13 protein-coding genes and 1 tRNA gene are annotated in these 16,013 nt (G+C 61.3%); 7 read left to right on the top strand and 7 right to left on the bottom strand.

Features of this window, described 5'->3' with window-relative positions; all coding sequences use genetic code 11:
- Nucleotides 1–6 precede the first annotated feature (6 nt).
- Nucleotides 7–801, bottom strand: coding sequence for an inositol monophosphatase family protein (locus K7H22_RS17690; RefSeq protein WP_230802172.1), 795 nt, complete (start codon nt 799–801; stop codon nt 7–9).
- A 197-nt stretch (nt 802–998) separates the two neighbouring features.
- Between K7H22_RS17690 and wrbA the strand changes: the two genes are divergently transcribed.
- Nucleotides 999–1,592 carry an NAD(P)H:quinone oxidoreductase gene (wrbA, locus tag K7H22_RS17685; protein ID WP_230802171.1) on the top strand — a complete coding sequence of 198 codons (594 nt, stop codon included), beginning with the start codon at nt 999–1,001 and terminating at the stop codon, nt 1,590–1,592.
- A gap of 69 nt (nt 1,593–1,661) precedes the next feature.
- On the opposite strand, the gene K7H22_RS17680 is transcribed toward wrbA, so the two are convergent.
- Nucleotides 1,662–2,567 (bottom strand): LysR family transcriptional regulator, encoded by a 906-nt coding sequence (locus K7H22_RS17680; RefSeq protein ID WP_230802170.1) that lies wholly within the window; start codon nt 2,565–2,567, stop codon nt 1,662–1,664.
- 95 nt (nt 2,568–2,662) lie between these two features.
- Here K7H22_RS17680 and metF point away from each other — a divergent pair, with 95 nt between their 5' ends.
- Nucleotides 2,663–3,529, top strand: a complete 867-nt coding sequence (metF, locus tag K7H22_RS17675; protein WP_230802169.1) for a methylenetetrahydrofolate reductase [NAD(P)H] — start codon at nt 2,663–2,665, stop codon at nt 3,527–3,529.
- A gap of 59 nt (nt 3,530–3,588) precedes the next feature.
- Nucleotides 3,589–4,077, top strand: coding sequence for a PaaI family thioesterase (locus K7H22_RS17670; RefSeq protein WP_230802168.1), 489 nt, complete (start codon nt 3,589–3,591; stop codon nt 4,075–4,077).
- 10 nt (nt 4,078–4,087) lie between these two features.
- Here K7H22_RS17670 and K7H22_RS17665 read toward each other — a convergent pair whose 3' ends face one another.
- Complete coding sequence (locus tag K7H22_RS17665) at nt 4,088–4,471, bottom strand: GFA family protein (protein ID WP_230802167.1); 384 nt, start codon at nt 4,469–4,471, stop codon at nt 4,088–4,090.
- A 2-nt stretch (nt 4,472–4,473) separates the two neighbouring features.
- On the bottom strand, nt 4,474–5,274 hold the full coding sequence (locus tag K7H22_RS17660; protein WP_230802197.1) for a rhomboid family intramembrane serine protease: 801 nt from the start codon (nt 5,272–5,274) through the stop codon (nt 4,474–4,476).
- 189 nt (nt 5,275–5,463) lie between these two features.
- On the opposite strand from K7H22_RS17660, the gene K7H22_RS17655 reads away from it, so the two are divergent.
- The 4 genes from K7H22_RS17655 (at nt 5,464) to K7H22_RS17640 (ending at nt 12,062) form a co-directional block, all read left to right on the top strand.
- Nucleotides 5,464–5,549 (top strand) — tRNA-Leu (locus tag K7H22_RS17655).
- Between the two features lie 276 nt (nt 5,550–5,825).
- On the top strand, nt 5,826–7,676 hold the full coding sequence (locus K7H22_RS17650; RefSeq protein WP_230802166.1) for an ATP-binding protein: 1,851 nt from the start codon (nt 5,826–5,828) through the stop codon (nt 7,674–7,676).
- A 229-nt stretch (nt 7,677–7,905) separates the two neighbouring features.
- The gene (locus K7H22_RS17645; RefSeq protein WP_230802165.1) at nt 7,906–8,871 is read left to right on the top strand and encodes an efflux RND transporter periplasmic adaptor subunit; all 966 of its coding nucleotides are present in this window, start codon (nt 7,906–7,908) and stop codon (nt 8,869–8,871) included.
- Nucleotides 8,868–12,062 carry an efflux RND transporter permease subunit gene (locus tag K7H22_RS17640; RefSeq protein ID WP_230802164.1) on the top strand — a complete coding sequence of 1,065 codons (3,195 nt, stop codon included), beginning with the start codon at nt 8,868–8,870 and terminating at the stop codon, nt 12,060–12,062. Before K7H22_RS17645 ends, K7H22_RS17640 begins: the two co-directional genes overlap by 4 nt.
- Nucleotides 12,063–12,158: 96 nt before the next feature.
- On the opposite strand, the gene metG is transcribed toward K7H22_RS17640, so the two are convergent.
- The 3 genes from metG to K7H22_RS17625 all read right to left on the bottom strand — a co-directional run bounded on the left by metG (nt 12,159) and on the right by K7H22_RS17625 (nt 15,918).
- Entirely contained in the window at nt 12,159–13,880 is a 1,722-nt protein-coding gene (gene metG, locus K7H22_RS17635) for a methionine--tRNA ligase (RefSeq protein WP_230802163.1), read from the bottom strand.
- A gap of 67 nt (nt 13,881–13,947) precedes the next feature.
- Nucleotides 13,948–15,177, bottom strand: a complete 1,230-nt coding sequence (locus K7H22_RS17630; protein ID WP_230802162.1) for an MFS transporter — start codon at nt 15,175–15,177, stop codon at nt 13,948–13,950.
- Between the two features lie 105 nt (nt 15,178–15,282).
- Nucleotides 15,283–15,918: an ImuA family protein gene (locus tag K7H22_RS17625; protein WP_230802161.1), complete on the bottom strand. Its 636-nt coding sequence runs from the start codon at nt 15,916–15,918 to the stop codon at nt 15,283–15,285.
- Nucleotides 15,919–16,013 lie beyond the last annotated feature (95 nt).

Genomic DNA, 16,013 nt, shown 5'->3' with positions numbered 1-16,013 from the left:
AGCGGCCTAGCTGCGCGCGCGGATGATGCCTGCAAAATGGTCGAAAAGCGCACCATTGGCGGCCAAGATATCACCATGTTGCAGCGGATCATGCCCGTCACGGATCGGTCCGACCATGGCGCCTGCCTCGGTCGCGATCAGCATGCCTGCGGCCAGATCCCAGATCTGCAACTCGCGCTCCCAGAACCCGTCATAGCGGCCGGCCGCCACATAGGCCAGATCCAGCGCCGCCGAACCCCAGCGCCGCACGCCTGCGCATTCTGGCATCAAGCGCGCCAGATCCTGAAGGGTGGCGGGGAGGGTGCGCTTGCCTGCAAAGGGGATACCTGTGGCAAAAATCGCCTCGATCATCTTGGTGCGACCCGACACACGCAGACGCTTGGAATCGTTCATCCACGCGCCCTGACCTTTTTCGGCATAAAACATCTCGTCTTTGGCGGCGTCGAAGACGACAGCGGACACGATCTGCCCTTTATGTTCCAGCGCGATGGAAATGGCCCAATGCGGCAACCCGTGCAGGAAATTGGTTGTGCCGTCCAGCGGATCGACAATCCAGCGGCGTGTCGGGTCCTGCCCTGCGATGCCGCCTTCTTCCTCGGCCAGCCAGCCATAGGTCGGACGCGCGCCAAGCAGTTCTTCCTTGAGGATTTTCTCGGCTGCCAGATCTGCGCGGCTGACGAAATCGCCGGCACCTTTCATCGACACCTGCAGGTTCTCGACCTCGCGGAAATCCTTGACAAGCGATCTGCCGGCCTTGCGGGCAGCCTTGATCATGATGTTGAGATTTGCGCTGCCTTGCATGGTCTGGCTCCTGTTTGTCAGGGCGCGCGTATACGCGCAAGGCTGCCGCTTGCCAAGGGCAGAACGCCGATCAGACCGATCTGCGAAATTCCGCACAGGTGCTGCGTTGCCCTGCACAGGACAGCGCCACAGGCAAAGCCTATATGCACTCCAGAGCGAAACCAGCGCCAAGCGCCCCATATCCTCAGGAGAGACCCATGACACAAGCACGTATCGCGATTGTCTTCTATTCCACCTATGGCACCAACCATCAGGTTGCCGAAGCCGCCGCCGAAGCCGCCCGCGCCGCAGGTGCCGAAGTGCGTTTGCGCCGTATCCCCGAAACAGCGCCCGCCGAAGTTGTTGCCTCGCAAGAGGCATGGAAAGCGCAGTTTGACAAAGCGCAGGAGATCCCCGAGGCGTCCGCGGATGATATGGAATGGGCCAACGGCTATTTCTTCATCTCGCCCACACGCTTTGGCACGGTGGCCAGCCAGATGCGGGCCTTCATCGACACGCTGGGCGGTCTGTGGTTCGCGGGAAAGCTGGCCAACAAGACCTTCACGGCGGCGACAAGCGCACAAAACGCGCATGCCGGGCAGGAAAGCACCTTGCTGGGTCTTTACACGACAGCGATGCACTGGGGCAGCGTAATTGTGGCACCGGGCTTCACCGACCAATCGATTGCCGACGCTGGCGGCAACCCTTACGGGTTCTCGACCGCACCCGGCGCGCTGGACGACAAGGGCCGGGCTGCTGTCGCGCATCAGGCCAAACGCCTGGTCGAGATGACGGCAAAACTGGCTGCATAAACCGTTCTGCGGCAAGCATGACGGGGCTGGCGCGACGCGCTGGCCCCTTTTTGTTTATCATGCGCGGCTCTAGGCCGCCTGTAAGCGCCGTGCTTCCTGTCCTGCCAGCGCGATCAGGCCGGACATATAGGGCTTGTCCAGATCTTCGGTCCGCACAGCGGCGTAAAGCCTGCGGCTCAGACCTTTTTCGGTCAAAGGGCGGGTCACATAATCCGAGGAATATTTTACCTCGCGCACCACCCAGTCGGGCAACACGGCGACGCCACGGTTCGAGGCGACCAGCAGAAGGATCACGGCGGTCAATTCGGCCTGTCGAATCTGTGCGGGCTCGACCTTCGCGGGGGTCAGAAGCTGGCTGAAGATATCCAGACGCGACCGTTCCACCGGATAGGTGATCAGGGTCTGACCACGAAAATCCTCGGCGGCGATCCAGTCTTTCTGCGCCAGCGGGTGCTGGCTGGAGGCTACGAAAACAGGCGCATAGTCGAACAGTGGCTCGAACGAGATGCCGGGCAAGTCTTCGGGGTCGGATGATACGACCAAATCGACCTCTTCCTTCATCAGGGCGGGCAGGGCGTCGAAGGCGAGACCCGGGCGGATATCCACATCCACGTCGCCCCATGTCTTGCGGAAGGTTTCGAGCACCGGAAACAGCCATTCGAAACAGGCGTGGCATTCGATGGCGATGTGCAGTCGACCTGCCTTGCCCTCGCGCAGTCCGCTGAATTCTTCCTCCAGTGCGGCCACTTCCGGCAGGATGCGCTCGGCGGCGCGCAGCAGGCGCATGCCTGCTGCTGAAAGTTTCAGCGGTTTGGACCGGCGCAGGAACAGCTCGACTCCTGCCTGATCCTCCAACCCTTTGATTTGATGGCTCAAAGCGGACTGGGTGATGTTCAGAACATCTGCGGCACGGCCCAGGCCGCCCGCCTCATGGATGGCCTTGATCGTGCGGAGATGGCGAAACTCGATATGCATTATGTGGTCGTCCTCATGATGACCTTGAGTATTATGAAGTTGTCTCACATAGTTTGGTTTGCGACAAGAGGACAACACAGAACAGGAATCGTGACATGAAAACGCCCGCCGTCTCGTTTGAATTCTTCCCGCCGCAGAACCTCGAGGCGTCGTTTCGCCTGTGGGATACGGTGCAGGTTCTGGTGCCTCTGGCTCCGCGCTTTGTCTCGGTAACTTATGGCGCGGGCGGTACAACCCGCGACCTGACCCGCGATGCGGTGGCCACCCTGCACAAGTCGAGCGGTCTGAACGTGGCAGCCCACCTGACTTGTGTGAATGCCAGCAAAGCCGAAACGCTTGAAATCGCCGACAGCTTTGCCGCTGCCGGTGTAAAAGATATTGTGGCGCTGCGTGGCGATGCCCCCAAAGGCAGCGACGGGTTCCGCCCGCATCCCGATGGATACGCATCCAGTGTGGAACTGATCGAAGCGCTGGCCGCGACAGGAAAATTCACCATTCGAGTGGGCGCCTATCCTGAAAAGCATCCCGATGCGCGCGATACGGCGGCCGATGTCGATTTCCTCAAGCGCAAGCTGGATGCTGGCGCGACCGAGGCACTGACACAATTTTTCTTCGAGGCCGACACATTCTTCCGCTTCCGCGATGCCTGTGCCAAGGCGGGGATCACTGCGCCGATCATTCCCGGCATCCTGCCGATTGAAAACTGGGTCGGTGCGCGCAAATTTGCCCTGCGCTGCGGCACAACGGTGCCCGCTTGGCTGGACGAAGCTTTCGACAAGGCGATCCGTGATGGGCGTCAAGACCTGCTGGCGACAGCCCTTTGTACCGAACTTTGCAGCGACCTGATCGAGGGTGGCGTCGAGAACCTGCATTTCTACACGCTCAACCGTCCGGAACTGACGCGCGATGTCTGCCATGCGCTGGGCGTGACTCCTCGCGTGCAACTGGAGAACGTTGCGTAATACGGACTTGCCTGTGCCGCCTGCCCGCGCCACTCTGGCGCGGTAACAGGGGGACAGATATGAATAAGCGCTTCATTGCCACCAAACCCGAAGAACTGGCCTCGTCCGACGAGATGCTGTCACGGTCGGGTCTGGAATTCATGCAGGACATGCTGGCGGGGAAACTGGCAGGACCGCCTATCGGCATCACTCTGAATTACTGGCCCGAATCCGTCGCAGATGGCGAAGTGGTCTTTGTCGGCGCACCGCTGTTCGCGCATACCAACCCGATGGGCACTGTGCATGGCGGCTGGTATGGCACCGTTCTGGACAGTTGCATGGCCTGCGCGGTGATGACCCGCGTGCCGAAAGGCTCGGTCTACACGACGCTGGAATACAAGATCAGCATCCTGCGTTCGATTCCGATCGGGATGCAGGTGCGCGCCACGGGACGGGTGCAGCATTCAGGCCGCTCGACCGGCGTGGCCGAGGGCGAGATCAGGGGCATAGACGATGGCAAGCTTTACGCGACCGGCACGACGACCTGCATCATCATGAAAATGGCTTGAGGGCGCCTGCTCAGCCGGTCTTCTGATCCGCGGGATGGTTGATCCCGTCCACCCAAGGCACCGCCCCAAGATCGCGTGGATTGATTCCTTCGATACAGGCGACATTGACGCCGTATTGATGCGGGTTAGACCGGCGCTGGTGATGCGTGTAAATCCCGCAGGTCTTGCAGAACCAGTGTTTCGCGGTCCCTGTGCCCCATTGATATAGCGCCAGATTATCCGCTCCGCGCAGAATCGTGATCCCGTCGAGCGGCGCGGAAACAGCGATGGCTCCGCGTCTGCGGCAGAAAGAACAATCGCAGCGCCGCGCCGTTGCGAACCCGTCTGTCAGGCGCACCGACAGCTCAACCGCGCCGCAATGGCAGGTCAGCCGGTGGGGTATTCCGTTGTCCATATCTACCGCCTGCGTCCGCTGCGCGGGATATCGGTGATGCGCGGTTTCGGATCGCCGTTCCTGCGCTGCCCCGCTTTCGGGATCACGCTACGCACCATGGTGTATTCTGCTTCTGGATGTGGCGGATGCCCTTTGTTGCGCTGCCAGTAGGCGGGACCGCCTAGTTTCAGCCAGAGCGGCAGCATCAGCAGCAGCCCCGCGATGAAACCGCCCGCATGCGCCCAATAGGCGACACCGCCCGATTGCGGATCAACGCCCACGCCGTTGAACAGTTGCAAACCGAACCACAGGCCCAGCATTACCCATGCAGGCACGGGGAAGACCTTGAAAAAGATGATGAAAATGAACAGCACATCAATCCGAGCCTTGGGGAACATCAGCAGATATCCCCCCATCACCCCCGCAATTGCCCCCGATGCGCCAACTGTCGGCACCGAGGAATAGGGGGCCGAGATCACATGCGCCGTCCCCGCCAGCAACCCTGTCAGCAGGTAGAAGCCCAAAAAGCGCAGGTGGCCCAGTTCTTCCTCAAGGTTATCGCCGAAGATATAGAGAAACAGCATATTTCCGCCCAGATGCATCAACCCGCCATGCAGGAACATCGAGGTAAGCAGTGTGCTCCAGTCCGCACCACCCGTCACGCTTGCCGGGATCATTGCATAGCTGCCGAAAAACGCGTTCAACGCGCGCGGATCGGCGAACAGCGGCCAGTAGCTGACAAAGACCAGCACATTCACCGCGATCAGCACATAGGTGACATAAGGTGTCTTCTCGGACGGGTTATGATCGCGGATCGGGAACATGCCGGCACGATTTAGGGTTTTGTTGCGCGCGTCAAGCACGTGGGGCAGCGCCGCGCCGAAAGCAAACCGTTCCTGCATTGCCAAAAGAGGTCGCCGGCGCAAGGGCGGCTTTGCAACGTGATACATGGCCTGCAAGATCACTTTACACTGCCGGTTGCGTGGCTATTGTCGCGCGACCCCGACCCGCGTGCCCGCGTGGTGGAACGGTAGACACAGGAGACTTAAAATCTTCAGGCCGCAAGGCCGTGCCGGTTCGAATCCGGCCGCGGGCACCATTCTGCATCTGGGCTTTAGTCGTAAACCTTTTTGGATCACGCTTCCATTTTCCAGCCTTTGTCACGCGCTGTCGGGCGTGACTGGCGGGTGACGGCTGTGGGCGAACCGCCGCCGATCAATGGCAAGCTGAAACGAGCGGTCGTATAACCGTCAATTGCTGGATATCTTTTTTCTGCTTCAATTGCGGACCAATATGTACACAGTTGTCTGCCACATCGTGCAGTCAGTTCTGATCATTGTCGTCCGCGACTGTGCGAAAGGGTTTCTAAGGGTTTATGGCTACACAAATAGATATCAGCCTTCTCGTCAGCATGTCCGCCGTGCTGACAATGATCTCGCTGGTGCTGGTGGGCTATCTGTTGCGGACGGCCAGCGGGCGCTTTCGGGGGGCGGTTCACTGGTATGCGGCCAGTACCGTCGCGCTGATGGTTGCAGTGCTGGGGGTGATGACCCTTGATCTTCTGCCTTTTGCCCTGAATGCGGTGCTGATCATTGCAGGTGCGCATTTCGGCATCGTCTTTGCCTATGCCGCCTTTCGGCATGCATCCTTTGCGCGGCTGCACTGGCTGTGGGTGATTGTGGTTCCGGCGCTGACAAGCCTGGCGCAGGGCGTGCTTGCTGTGGTCTATCAGGATGTAATCCTGCTGATGGTCACGTCTTCTGTGGTGAACGGCGTTTTCGGGCTTGTGGCGGCTGTCGATCTTGTGCGGCTGACTCGCCAGACAGACCGTTGGGGGGCGTTCCTGCTTAGCCTGCCTTTTGCGTTTATCAGCCTGACCTATCTGGGGCGCCTGGCGCTGGTGTTCGAGGTGACGGGCAATGTGCCACTGCTGACAACGACGGCGGCAATCGCCTTTGTGCTTGGCGTCTCGTCAGCCTATTGGGGTTTTGCGCTGATCGTGCAGCGCGAGGCGATCCTGAATATCCAGCTCAAGGATGCGCGGCTGAAGGCCGAAAGTATGGGCCGCCAGCGGGCGCAGTTCTTTGCTCAGATGAATCATGAAATTCGCACGCCGTTGAACGGTATTCTGGGCGTGACCGAGCTGTTGAAACCCCATGTGGACAAGCCCGAGGCTACTGCCTTGCTGCAAGAACTGGAGAATTCTGGCAACCTCTTGATGTCTATTGTGAACGAAGTGCTTGATTTCTCGAAGGTCGAGGCGGGGCAGGTGCGGTTGGAAAACCTGCCCTTGGACCTGAAATCCCTGCTTGAAAGTGCCGCTGCCCATTACCGCAGGCTAGCAGCCAGCAAGAATGTGGCGCTGACCCTGTATGTCGCGCCTGATCCGATGCCGCTTGTGATGGGCGATCCGATGCGGCTGAACCAGATCCTGCACAATATCCTGAGCAATGCGCTGAAATTCACCCGAGAAGGCGAAATCGGGGTCAGGTTGGTGCGTCAGCCTGATGGCTCGATGAGCATACAGGTGGCCGATACCGGAATAGGTATGACGCAGGAACAGCTTGCCTCGTTCTTTATTCCGTTCCAGCAGGCCAGCGCCGATACCGCGCGGCGTTTTGGTGGCACCGGACTGGGCATGAGCATCGTCAAGATGCTGGTCGATACAATGGGGGGGCAGATCCGTGTTGATAGCCAGCCAGGGCGTGGCACGACAGTTTCGGTCAACCTGCCACTGCCCGACGCGCCGGTTTCCCTTTTCGCGGAAGATAGGCAGGTTTTGGCGCCCGAACAGGCCGCCTGGCTGGGGCGCTGCGGGTCGCTTGCCATCCTGTGCGCCGATGACGACCCGATCAACCGGATGGTTCTGCAGGCCATGCTGGAAAGCTACGGCGTGCGCCCTGTCATGGCCGAGGACGGGCATGAAGCCGTGCGTCTGGCCGGATTGCAGCGTTTTGATGCCTATCTGATTGATATTTCGATGCCAGGCATGGACGGTATCGAAACGCTTTCCACCTTGCGCGAAGGCGACAGACGCGGTCATGGCCCGATCCCGATCCCGATCCCGATCCCGATGGCGATTGCCACCACCGCCAATGTCTTGCGTGACGATGTCGATGCCTATCTGTCTTCGGGCTTTGATATGCATCTGCCCAAGCCCATCCTGCGCGATGATATCGAAGCTGTGTTGAAGTCAATTCTGTCCCGCATGGGTCAGTCAGCATGACCGGCGCGGCACCCCTATCACGCGGATAACTGCCGTAAATAGTCCGAGCGGCTGTCTTGATCTGTATCAGGGCACTGCGCTTTGGCCTGGGCTACACGGGACTGCATACAGGTAATCGAATACCGGTTACGATTTTCCAGCCCACGGCATTGTGCCGGATTGTAATATTCATTATATTGAATATGAAAATGATCCAGATGCGGGTCATCCTGTCTTCATGGAGGCGCAAATGAAAGCGCAAGTTCTTGCTCTGATTGGTCTTTTGGCCTTATCGTCGGCGGCTCACGCCGAATCCCTGACAGTGACAGCACAGCAGGTCACGGATTGGAAAGCGGTCTATGGCCAGATCGAGGCACAGACACGTCTGCCGGCAAGGGCGCGGCTGGGGGGCACTCTGGTTTCGGTCACGGTGGTCGAGGGCGACCGTGTCGAGGCGGGGCAGGTGCTGGCCCGTGTCGTGGACGAAAAGCTGGACCTGCGCCTGCGCTCGGTCGACGCGCAGTTGCAATCACTGCAATCGCAGATTGAGAACGCGCAAAGCGAACTGCAACGTGGTGAAGCCCTTTTGCAGCGCGGCGTGACTACGGTGCAAAGGCTGGATGCGCTGCGGACACAGGTTGACGTGCTACGCGGCCAGATCGAGGCCACCCGCGCGGAACGCTCTGTTGTTGAACAGCAAGCGAACGAGGGCGATGTGCTGGCTCCGATCTCGGGCCTTGTGCTGACAGTGCCTGCGGCTGCGGGCGCTGTTGTCTTGCCGGGCGAAGCGGTGGCGACACTAGGCGGTGGCGGCTTCTTTTTGCGGCTGGCGATTCCCGAACGCCATGCAGACAGCCTGTCCGAAGGCGACGAGATTGAAATTAACGGCGCGGGCGAGGGGGCCAAGGGCCGTCTGGCGCGGATCTATCCCCAGATTTCCAATGGCCGCGTGATGGCCGATGTCGCGGTCGAGGGGCTGGACGAGGCGTTTGTCGATGCCCGCGTGCTGGTGCGTTTGGCCGTCGGCTTGCGTACGGCGCTTTTGGTGCCCGAGACCGCCGTGACTACCCGTTCGGGACTTGATTTTGTCACCGTAGAAGGCCCCAACCAAGGTGAACGCGCGGTCATGCTGGGCCAGCGCCACGTGGACGGGGGAATTGTCCTGCGCGAGGTCCTGTCGGGCCTGCGGGACGGCGAAACGCTGGTGCTGAAATGAGCGACAAACCACAATCGCTGGGTCTTGCGGGGAACCTGACACGCGGGTTTATACGCTCGCCCCTGACCCCTCTGATCATGCTGGCGGCATTGGCGATGGGGATCATCGCGCTGATGGTTGTCCCGCGCGAAGAAGAGCCGCAAATCTCGGTTCCGATGGTGAATATCCTGTTGCAGGCTCCGGGGTTGAAGGCCGAGGATGCGGTGCGTCTGGTGTCGGAACCGATGGAAACCATCGTCAAGGCGATCAATGGTGTCGAGCATGTCTATTCGCAGACGATGGATGACGGCGCGATGGTCACGGCACGCTTCGTCGTGGGCACCTCGTCCGATGCGGCCATTTTGCGGGTGCATGAAAAAGTGCGAGCCAATATGGACCGGATTCCGATAGGAGTTCCGGAACCCCTGATCATCGGGCGCGGGATCGACGATGTCGCTATCGTCACCCTGACCCTGACCGCAAAAGACGGCGCGGAAGCCAGTGCCAACGATCTCACGCGGCTGGCCCGCGAATTGCGTGCCGATCTCTCCCGCGTCGAGGATGTGGGCCTGAGCTATATCGTGGGCGAGGCGTCCGAGGCGATCCGTATCGCCCCCGATCCCGAGCGTATGGCGATGTATGGCATCACGCTGCAACAGCTTGCAGGCAAGGTGCAATCGGCCAACCGCACGATGGACGCGGGCAATCTGCGCGATGCGGGCCAGCAGATCGGCCTTGTTGCAGGGCAAAGCCTGACCGCCCCGTCCGAGATTGCGGGCCTTTTGCTGACCACACGCGACGCGCGGCCTGTCTATGTGGGCGATGTCGCCACGATCGAGTTTGTGCCGGACATGTCCGACAGGATCGTCGCGCATGTGACACGCGATGCGGTTGGTGGCGTGACACGCAGCCCCGCTGTGACGCTCGCCTTTGCCAAGCGCGCAGGTGCGAACGCAGTTGTGGTGGCCGAGGATATTCTTGGCCGCACCGCCGCGCTTCAAGAAACATTGATCCCGGATAGCGTAGCGGTCGAGATCACGCGGAACTATGGCGAAACGGCACAAAAAAAGGCCGATACGCTGCTGCTGAAGCTGTTTTTGGCGACGCTATCGATCATTGTGCTGACGCTGGTGGCGATTGGCTGGCGCGAAAGCATCGTGGTCGCGGTGGTCATTCCGGTGACGATCCTGCTGACGCTCTTTGGCGCGTGGATCATGGGCTATACACTGAACCGCGTCTCGCTATTTGCGTTGATCTTTTCCATCGGTATTCTTGTTGATGATGCTATCGTAGTGATCGAGAATATCGCCCGCCACTGGGGCATGAAGGACGGGCGCGACCGCGTGACCCGCGCTGTTGATGCGGTGGCCGAGGTGGGCAACCCTACCATTGTCGCCACCCTGACAGTGGTTGCGGCCCTGCTGCCGATGCTTTTTGTCTCGGGTTTGATGGGGCCTTATATGAGCCCGATTCCGGCTGTGGCTTCGGCGGCGATGATCATATCGTTCTTTATCGCGGTGATGGTAACCCCTTGGCTGATGGTCAAGATCGCGGGCAATGCGCCGATGCATGGCCATGATGCGGGCGATGGTGGCTTTCTGGGCCGCACATTTTCCCGTGTGGCACGCCCCGTTCTGGCGACCAAGGCGCGCAGCCTGACCTTTCTGCTGGTCACGGCGGCCCTGTCATTCGGCTCGCTTGGCTTGCTCTATACGCAGCATGTGACGGTGAAACTGCTACCCTTTGACAACAAGCAGGAGCTGGCCGTTGTCATCGACATGCCCGAAGGCACGGCCGTCGAGATAACCGACGGCGTAGCGCAATCTGTGGCGCGCATCGCGATGCAGATGCCTGAAGTGCTGAGCGTGCAGACCTATGCCGGTACAGCCGCACCTTTCAACTTCAACGGGCTGGTGCGGCACTATTTCCTGCGGGCCGAGCCGCAGATGGGGGATGTTCAGATCAACCTGTCCGAGGTCGGCCACGGCGCACGATCCAGCCACGAAATCGCGTTGGAGCTGCGCGAGAGGCTCAAGGCGCTGGACCTTCCCGAAGGCGCAAGCCTCAAGACGGTCGAACCTCCGCCCGGCCCGCCTGTGATGGCGACCCTGCTGGCCGAGGTTTACGGCCCCACACCCGAAGCCCGCCGCGAAACCGCGCGCAAGCTGCGGACAGCCTTCGAAAGCGTCGATTTCATCGTTGATGTGGATGACAGTTTCGGCAATCCGCCGCGCCGCTTGCGAGCGGTGATCTCGCCCGATGATCTGGAGTTTTTTCAAGTGCAGGAAAGCGATGTCTTCGACACGATCGGTATCCTGAACGGCGAAACCGCTGTGGGCTATTCGCATCGCGAGGAGGGCCGCCGCCCGATCCAGATCACTGTGGCCCGCGATCTGTCGGACCGTGTCATGGACGAGCGGTTCCTGTCCACACCGATCCCCGCCAATGTCCTGCCCGGCGCGCGCGGTGTGGTGGAACTGGGCGATGTGCTGCGGATCGAGGAAGAGGTGATGTCCTATCCCGTCTTCCGCCGCAACGGTCGCCCCGCCGAGATGGTGATGGCCGAGCTTGCAGGCCGCTTCGAGGCACCTTTGTATGGCATTGTCGAAGTAGGCAAGGCGCTGGAGGCGATGGACTGGGCCGAGGGCGAGAAACCTCTTGTCCTGCTGAACGGCCAACCCATCGACGACAGCCGCCCGACGATCCTGTGGGATGGCGAATGGGAGGTGACATGGGTGACCTTCCGCGACATGGGCGCGGCCTTTGGTGTGGCGCTTCTGGGTATCTATGTGCTTGTGGTGGCGCAGTTCGGTTCGTTCCGCGTGCCGCTTGTGGTGCTGACGCCTGTGCCGCTGACCTTTTTGGGCATCATGTTCGGCCATTGGCTCTGGGGGGCGCCATTCTCGGCCACGTCGATGATCGGATTCATCGCACTGGCGGGAATCATCGTGCGCAACTCGATCCTATTGGTGGATTTCATCCGCCATACCGACCCTGCAGGCAAATCCCAGGTGGATATCCTGCTGGAGGCGGGCGCGATCCGGTTCAAGCCAATCCTGCTGACGGCTTTGGCCGCGATGTTCGGGGCCACGGTCATTCTGGCCGATCCGATCTTTCAGGGGCTGGCGTTGTCACTGCTGTTTGGTCTGTTCACATCGACACTGCTGACCGTGCTGGTGATCCCTGCCATTTACCGCGTGTTCAAGACGTGAGGGCAGACCGGGGCGCGCACGCCCCGGACCCCTGCAGATATTTTTTGGCAAGAAGAAAAGGGGGGCGTGTTGGTCGGGTGCGCCCTCCTTGTTTTGCTAGGTTCGGATGCCTGCGAAGCGGGTTTGCCAATCCTCTCGCTGCTCGTCAGTGATCTTGGTAAACAGCACGTCGGGCACGGTGAAAGCATGGCCTGCGGGCAGGGCCGACAGCCACGCGCCAAGATCGCCTTCGGGCCAGTCCGCGTCATCCGTTTGCAAACCGGCCAGCATGGCTGCGCTGGCATCGGGGATAAAGGGGGTGGACAGGACCGCATAAAGCCGGATCAGGTTCAGGCCGAGGCGTGTCTGCATCGCGGCGCGCTCAGGGTCTTCCTTTATGGTGACCCAAGGTGCCGCAGATTGCAGATATTCATTGCCCAGCACCCAGATCGCGCGCAATTCCTGCGCCGATTTACGCACTTCCATGTCGTCCATGAAGGTCTGATAGGCGTGCAGGCGTGTGGTCAGCGCGTCGATCAGGGCGGTCTCCTGCGCACCAATCTCGCCGCCTTCGGGCACCACCTCGCCGAATTTCGAACGGCAGAACTTGGTGATGCGGCTGACGAAATTGCCCAGAACGTCGGCCAGATCCTTGTTCACGGAGGTTTGAAAATTCTCCCAAGTGAATTCGGCATCCGAGGATTCCGGTGCATGTGACAACAACCACCAGCGCCAGTAATCAGCCGGCAGGATCTCCAACGCCTGATCCATGAAGACGCCGCGCCCACGCGAGGTGCTGAACTGGCCACCGTCATAATTAAGGTAGTTGAACGATTTGATGTAATCGACCAGCTTCCACGGCTCGCCCGAGCCAAGGATCGTGGCGGGGAAGGACAGGGTGTGGAACGGCACGTTATCCTTGCCCATGAACTGGGTATAGGTCACGTTGTCCGCGCCTTTATCCGTGCGCCACCAGCGTTCCCATGACTGCGCGTCCTGCCCCTGCGCCTCGGCCCATTCGGCGCCGCAGGCGATATATTCGATAGGCGCGTCGAACCAGACATAGAAGACCTTGCCCTCCATCCCCGGCCAGTCCTGATCGCCGCGTTTCACGGGAATGCCCCAGTCCAGATCGCGGGTAATGCCACGGTCTTGCAACCCGTCACCATCGTTGAGCCATTTCTTGGCGATGGAGGTCGTCAGGATCGGCCAATCCGCTTTGCTGTCGATCCAGTCCTGCAATTGCTGGCGCATCTGGCTTTGGCACAGGTAAAGGTGTTTGGTCTCGCGCTGCTCCAGATCGGTCGCACCCGAAATGGTCGAGCGCGGGTTGATCAAGTCGACCGGGTCAAGCTGCTTGGTGCAATTGTCGCATTGATCGCCACGCGCGGATTCAAAGCCGCAATTGGGGCAGGTGCCCTCGATGTAGCGGTCGGGCAGGAAGCGGCCATCAGTGGGGGAATAGACCTGTGTTTCACTGACTTCGCGGATCAGTCCGGCATCGGCCAGCCGCCCTGCGAAATGCTGGGTCAGGGCATGGTTCTGCGGGCTGGAGGAGCGGCCGAAATGGTCAAAGCTCAGGCGGAAGCCGCGCGCGATGGTGGCCTGCACGGCGTGCATCTCGGCGCAGTATTCGGCCACGGGCTTGCCCGCCTTGGCAGCAGCCAGTTCGGCGGGGGTGCCGTGCTCGTCTGTCGCGCAGAGAAACAGCACCTCATTGCCGCGCCCGCGCTGGTAGCGTGCATAAAGATCGGCGGGCAACTGGCTGCCCACAAGGTTGCCCAGATGCTTGATCCCGTTGATATAGGGGATCGCGGATGTGATCAGGTGCCGTGCCATGTCGTCTTGCCCTTGTCCGGTTTGCGCCTTCCTTAGCGCAAGGGGCGGCGGTGTTCCAGCGGCGCTGTCACGCGTCGTCATCCTCGCGGGTGCGTCCCGTCAGGCGTCCGATCAGGAAAGAGGTGCGTGGCGCCCAGACATAGCGTGTGCGGCGCGTTGCCCGCGGGCGCATCCGCATCCGGATCAGGCCGAAGATCACCAGCGCGCCGTGACCAACGCCGATCATCACGAACATCGCCGAGGGGCCGTAAACCTCGATCAATGTCGAGGCCAGCAAGGGGGCTGCAATGGCGCCGAGTGCGAAAAAAAACATCAGGGCCGCCGAAAGTTCGACCCGTTCCGAGGATTCCGCGAAATCATGGGCATGGGCGGCGGCCACCGAATAGATCGGGAATGTCGTGGCTCCGAACAGGGTTGCCGTCAGCAGCACGCCCGCCGTGCCCAGATCGCCGGTAAGGGCTGTGAGCGCGGAACTGGCGATTGACGCGATGGAGAGCCAGATCAGCACCCAGCGGCGGTCGTATTTGTCGGCCAGCCAGCCAACGGGATATTGTGCAAGCGCCCCGCCTGCGACGAAAGCCGCCAGAAACCATGCGATCTGGTCGACCGCCAGCCCCACGCCTTGCCCGTAAACTGGCCCGACCATGCGGAATGAGGCGCTGGACAGCGCCGCGACAACGACCCCGGCCGCCGCCAGCGGCGAGCGTGTCACCGCCAGCATCGGGCGCAGCCGCAGCGCGCCCGGTGTTTCGGGTTCGGCTGTGCGCGTCAGCGTGATCGGCAGCAGCGCGGCGCAGCACAGCAGCGCCAGCAGGTTGTAGGACACGTAAGAGGCAGGCTCCAACACCGAGATCAGCATCTGCGCGACCAATGAGGCGCCCATATCCACCACACGGTAGCTGCCCATCGCGCGGCCCCGTGTCTCGTTGGTCAGCTTGGCCTGCAACCATGCCTCGATGACCGTATAGCATCCCGCCACGCACAGGCCCGAGGCGACGCGCATCAAAGCCCAGGCATAGGCGTCGATCACCAGCATATGCGCCAGAAGGCCGATGGCGCCCGCCGCCGTGAACGCCGCAAAGGCGCGCGAATGGCCGATGGTGCCCATCAGGCGCGGGGCCCACCAGCAGCCGATGAAAAACCCGAAGAAATGCGCCGAACCCAGCAGGCCGATCTGGGCATTGGAGAAGTCCAGTGTCAGCCCCGACAGCGCATCCAGCGGCCCCACACCCCCGGTCGAGAGCTGGAGCAGGATGACCGACAGAAAGAGGGCCGCGAAAGAGATCATCATGCGCATAGGGACAGTCCTGCCCATCCGGCAGGGGATGGCAAGGGGGCATGGCGGTTTTTGTAGCTTTGGCAGCGTCTTACGCGCGCCGCTGTTTCATCTTGCTTCAAGTACTTATCTTGCCGGTTGTATCCGGATGGTGCCGGTTGCGGCCTGGTCTGGCCCCGTCAGATGCCAGTCCTTCGGCGGGTCCTGACGGGCGCGCAGCCGGCGCAGGGTCCAGCCTTGCTGCGTCGCGCTATGGGCGGGGGTCATATGCCAGCGGGTTTCCACGCCGGGCGCGCCGCCCCCGTCCGGTGTCAGGATCAGGCCAAGAGGCGCGCATGTGCCCTCGGACGCGCCGGTTTCGGCAGCCAGATGCAGCCGCCGCACCGGTGTCAGGGCAGGCGGCGCGGGCAGGTCGGCCACCACCAGCGGGGCGGCCCCGCTGCGGAGCGCCTCTTCCATGCACCATAGCAGATCCTCGGGGCGTTGCGGGGTCAGGTGGATGAACCCCTCGGGGCGCGCCAGCCCCACCATCCCGTCGGGATTGGGTCGGTCGGGCAGGTAGCGCGGCGCGATCCAGATCACCGGACCATGGCTTTTGCGCTGCACATGACCGGCCAGCCAGATGGCAAAGCTGCGCCTTGCGGGGCCGCATCCTTCGTGCAAGCGGGCCAGCGTCAGGCGGATATCATCCTCCAGCAGCAAAGCGGGGCGGTTGCGATGCGGGGCGCGGGTCAGCAGGGCGGGGCTCACGGGAATCGTCATGCTCGCATTTTAGCATGTTCTCTATTTGTTCCAAAGCCCGTTTCAGGGGTGACCCTGCCGGAAAAAGCGCTAGGGTCCGCCGCGACAAACCCGCG

This window comes from Seohaeicola saemankumensis, assembly GCF_021021435.1.
Classification (GTDB): Bacteria; Pseudomonadota; Alphaproteobacteria; order Rhodobacterales; family Rhodobacteraceae; genus Seohaeicola.
The sequence above is the reverse complement of the archived record's forward strand: the minus strand, read 5'-3'. Positions and strand labels throughout refer to the sequence as shown.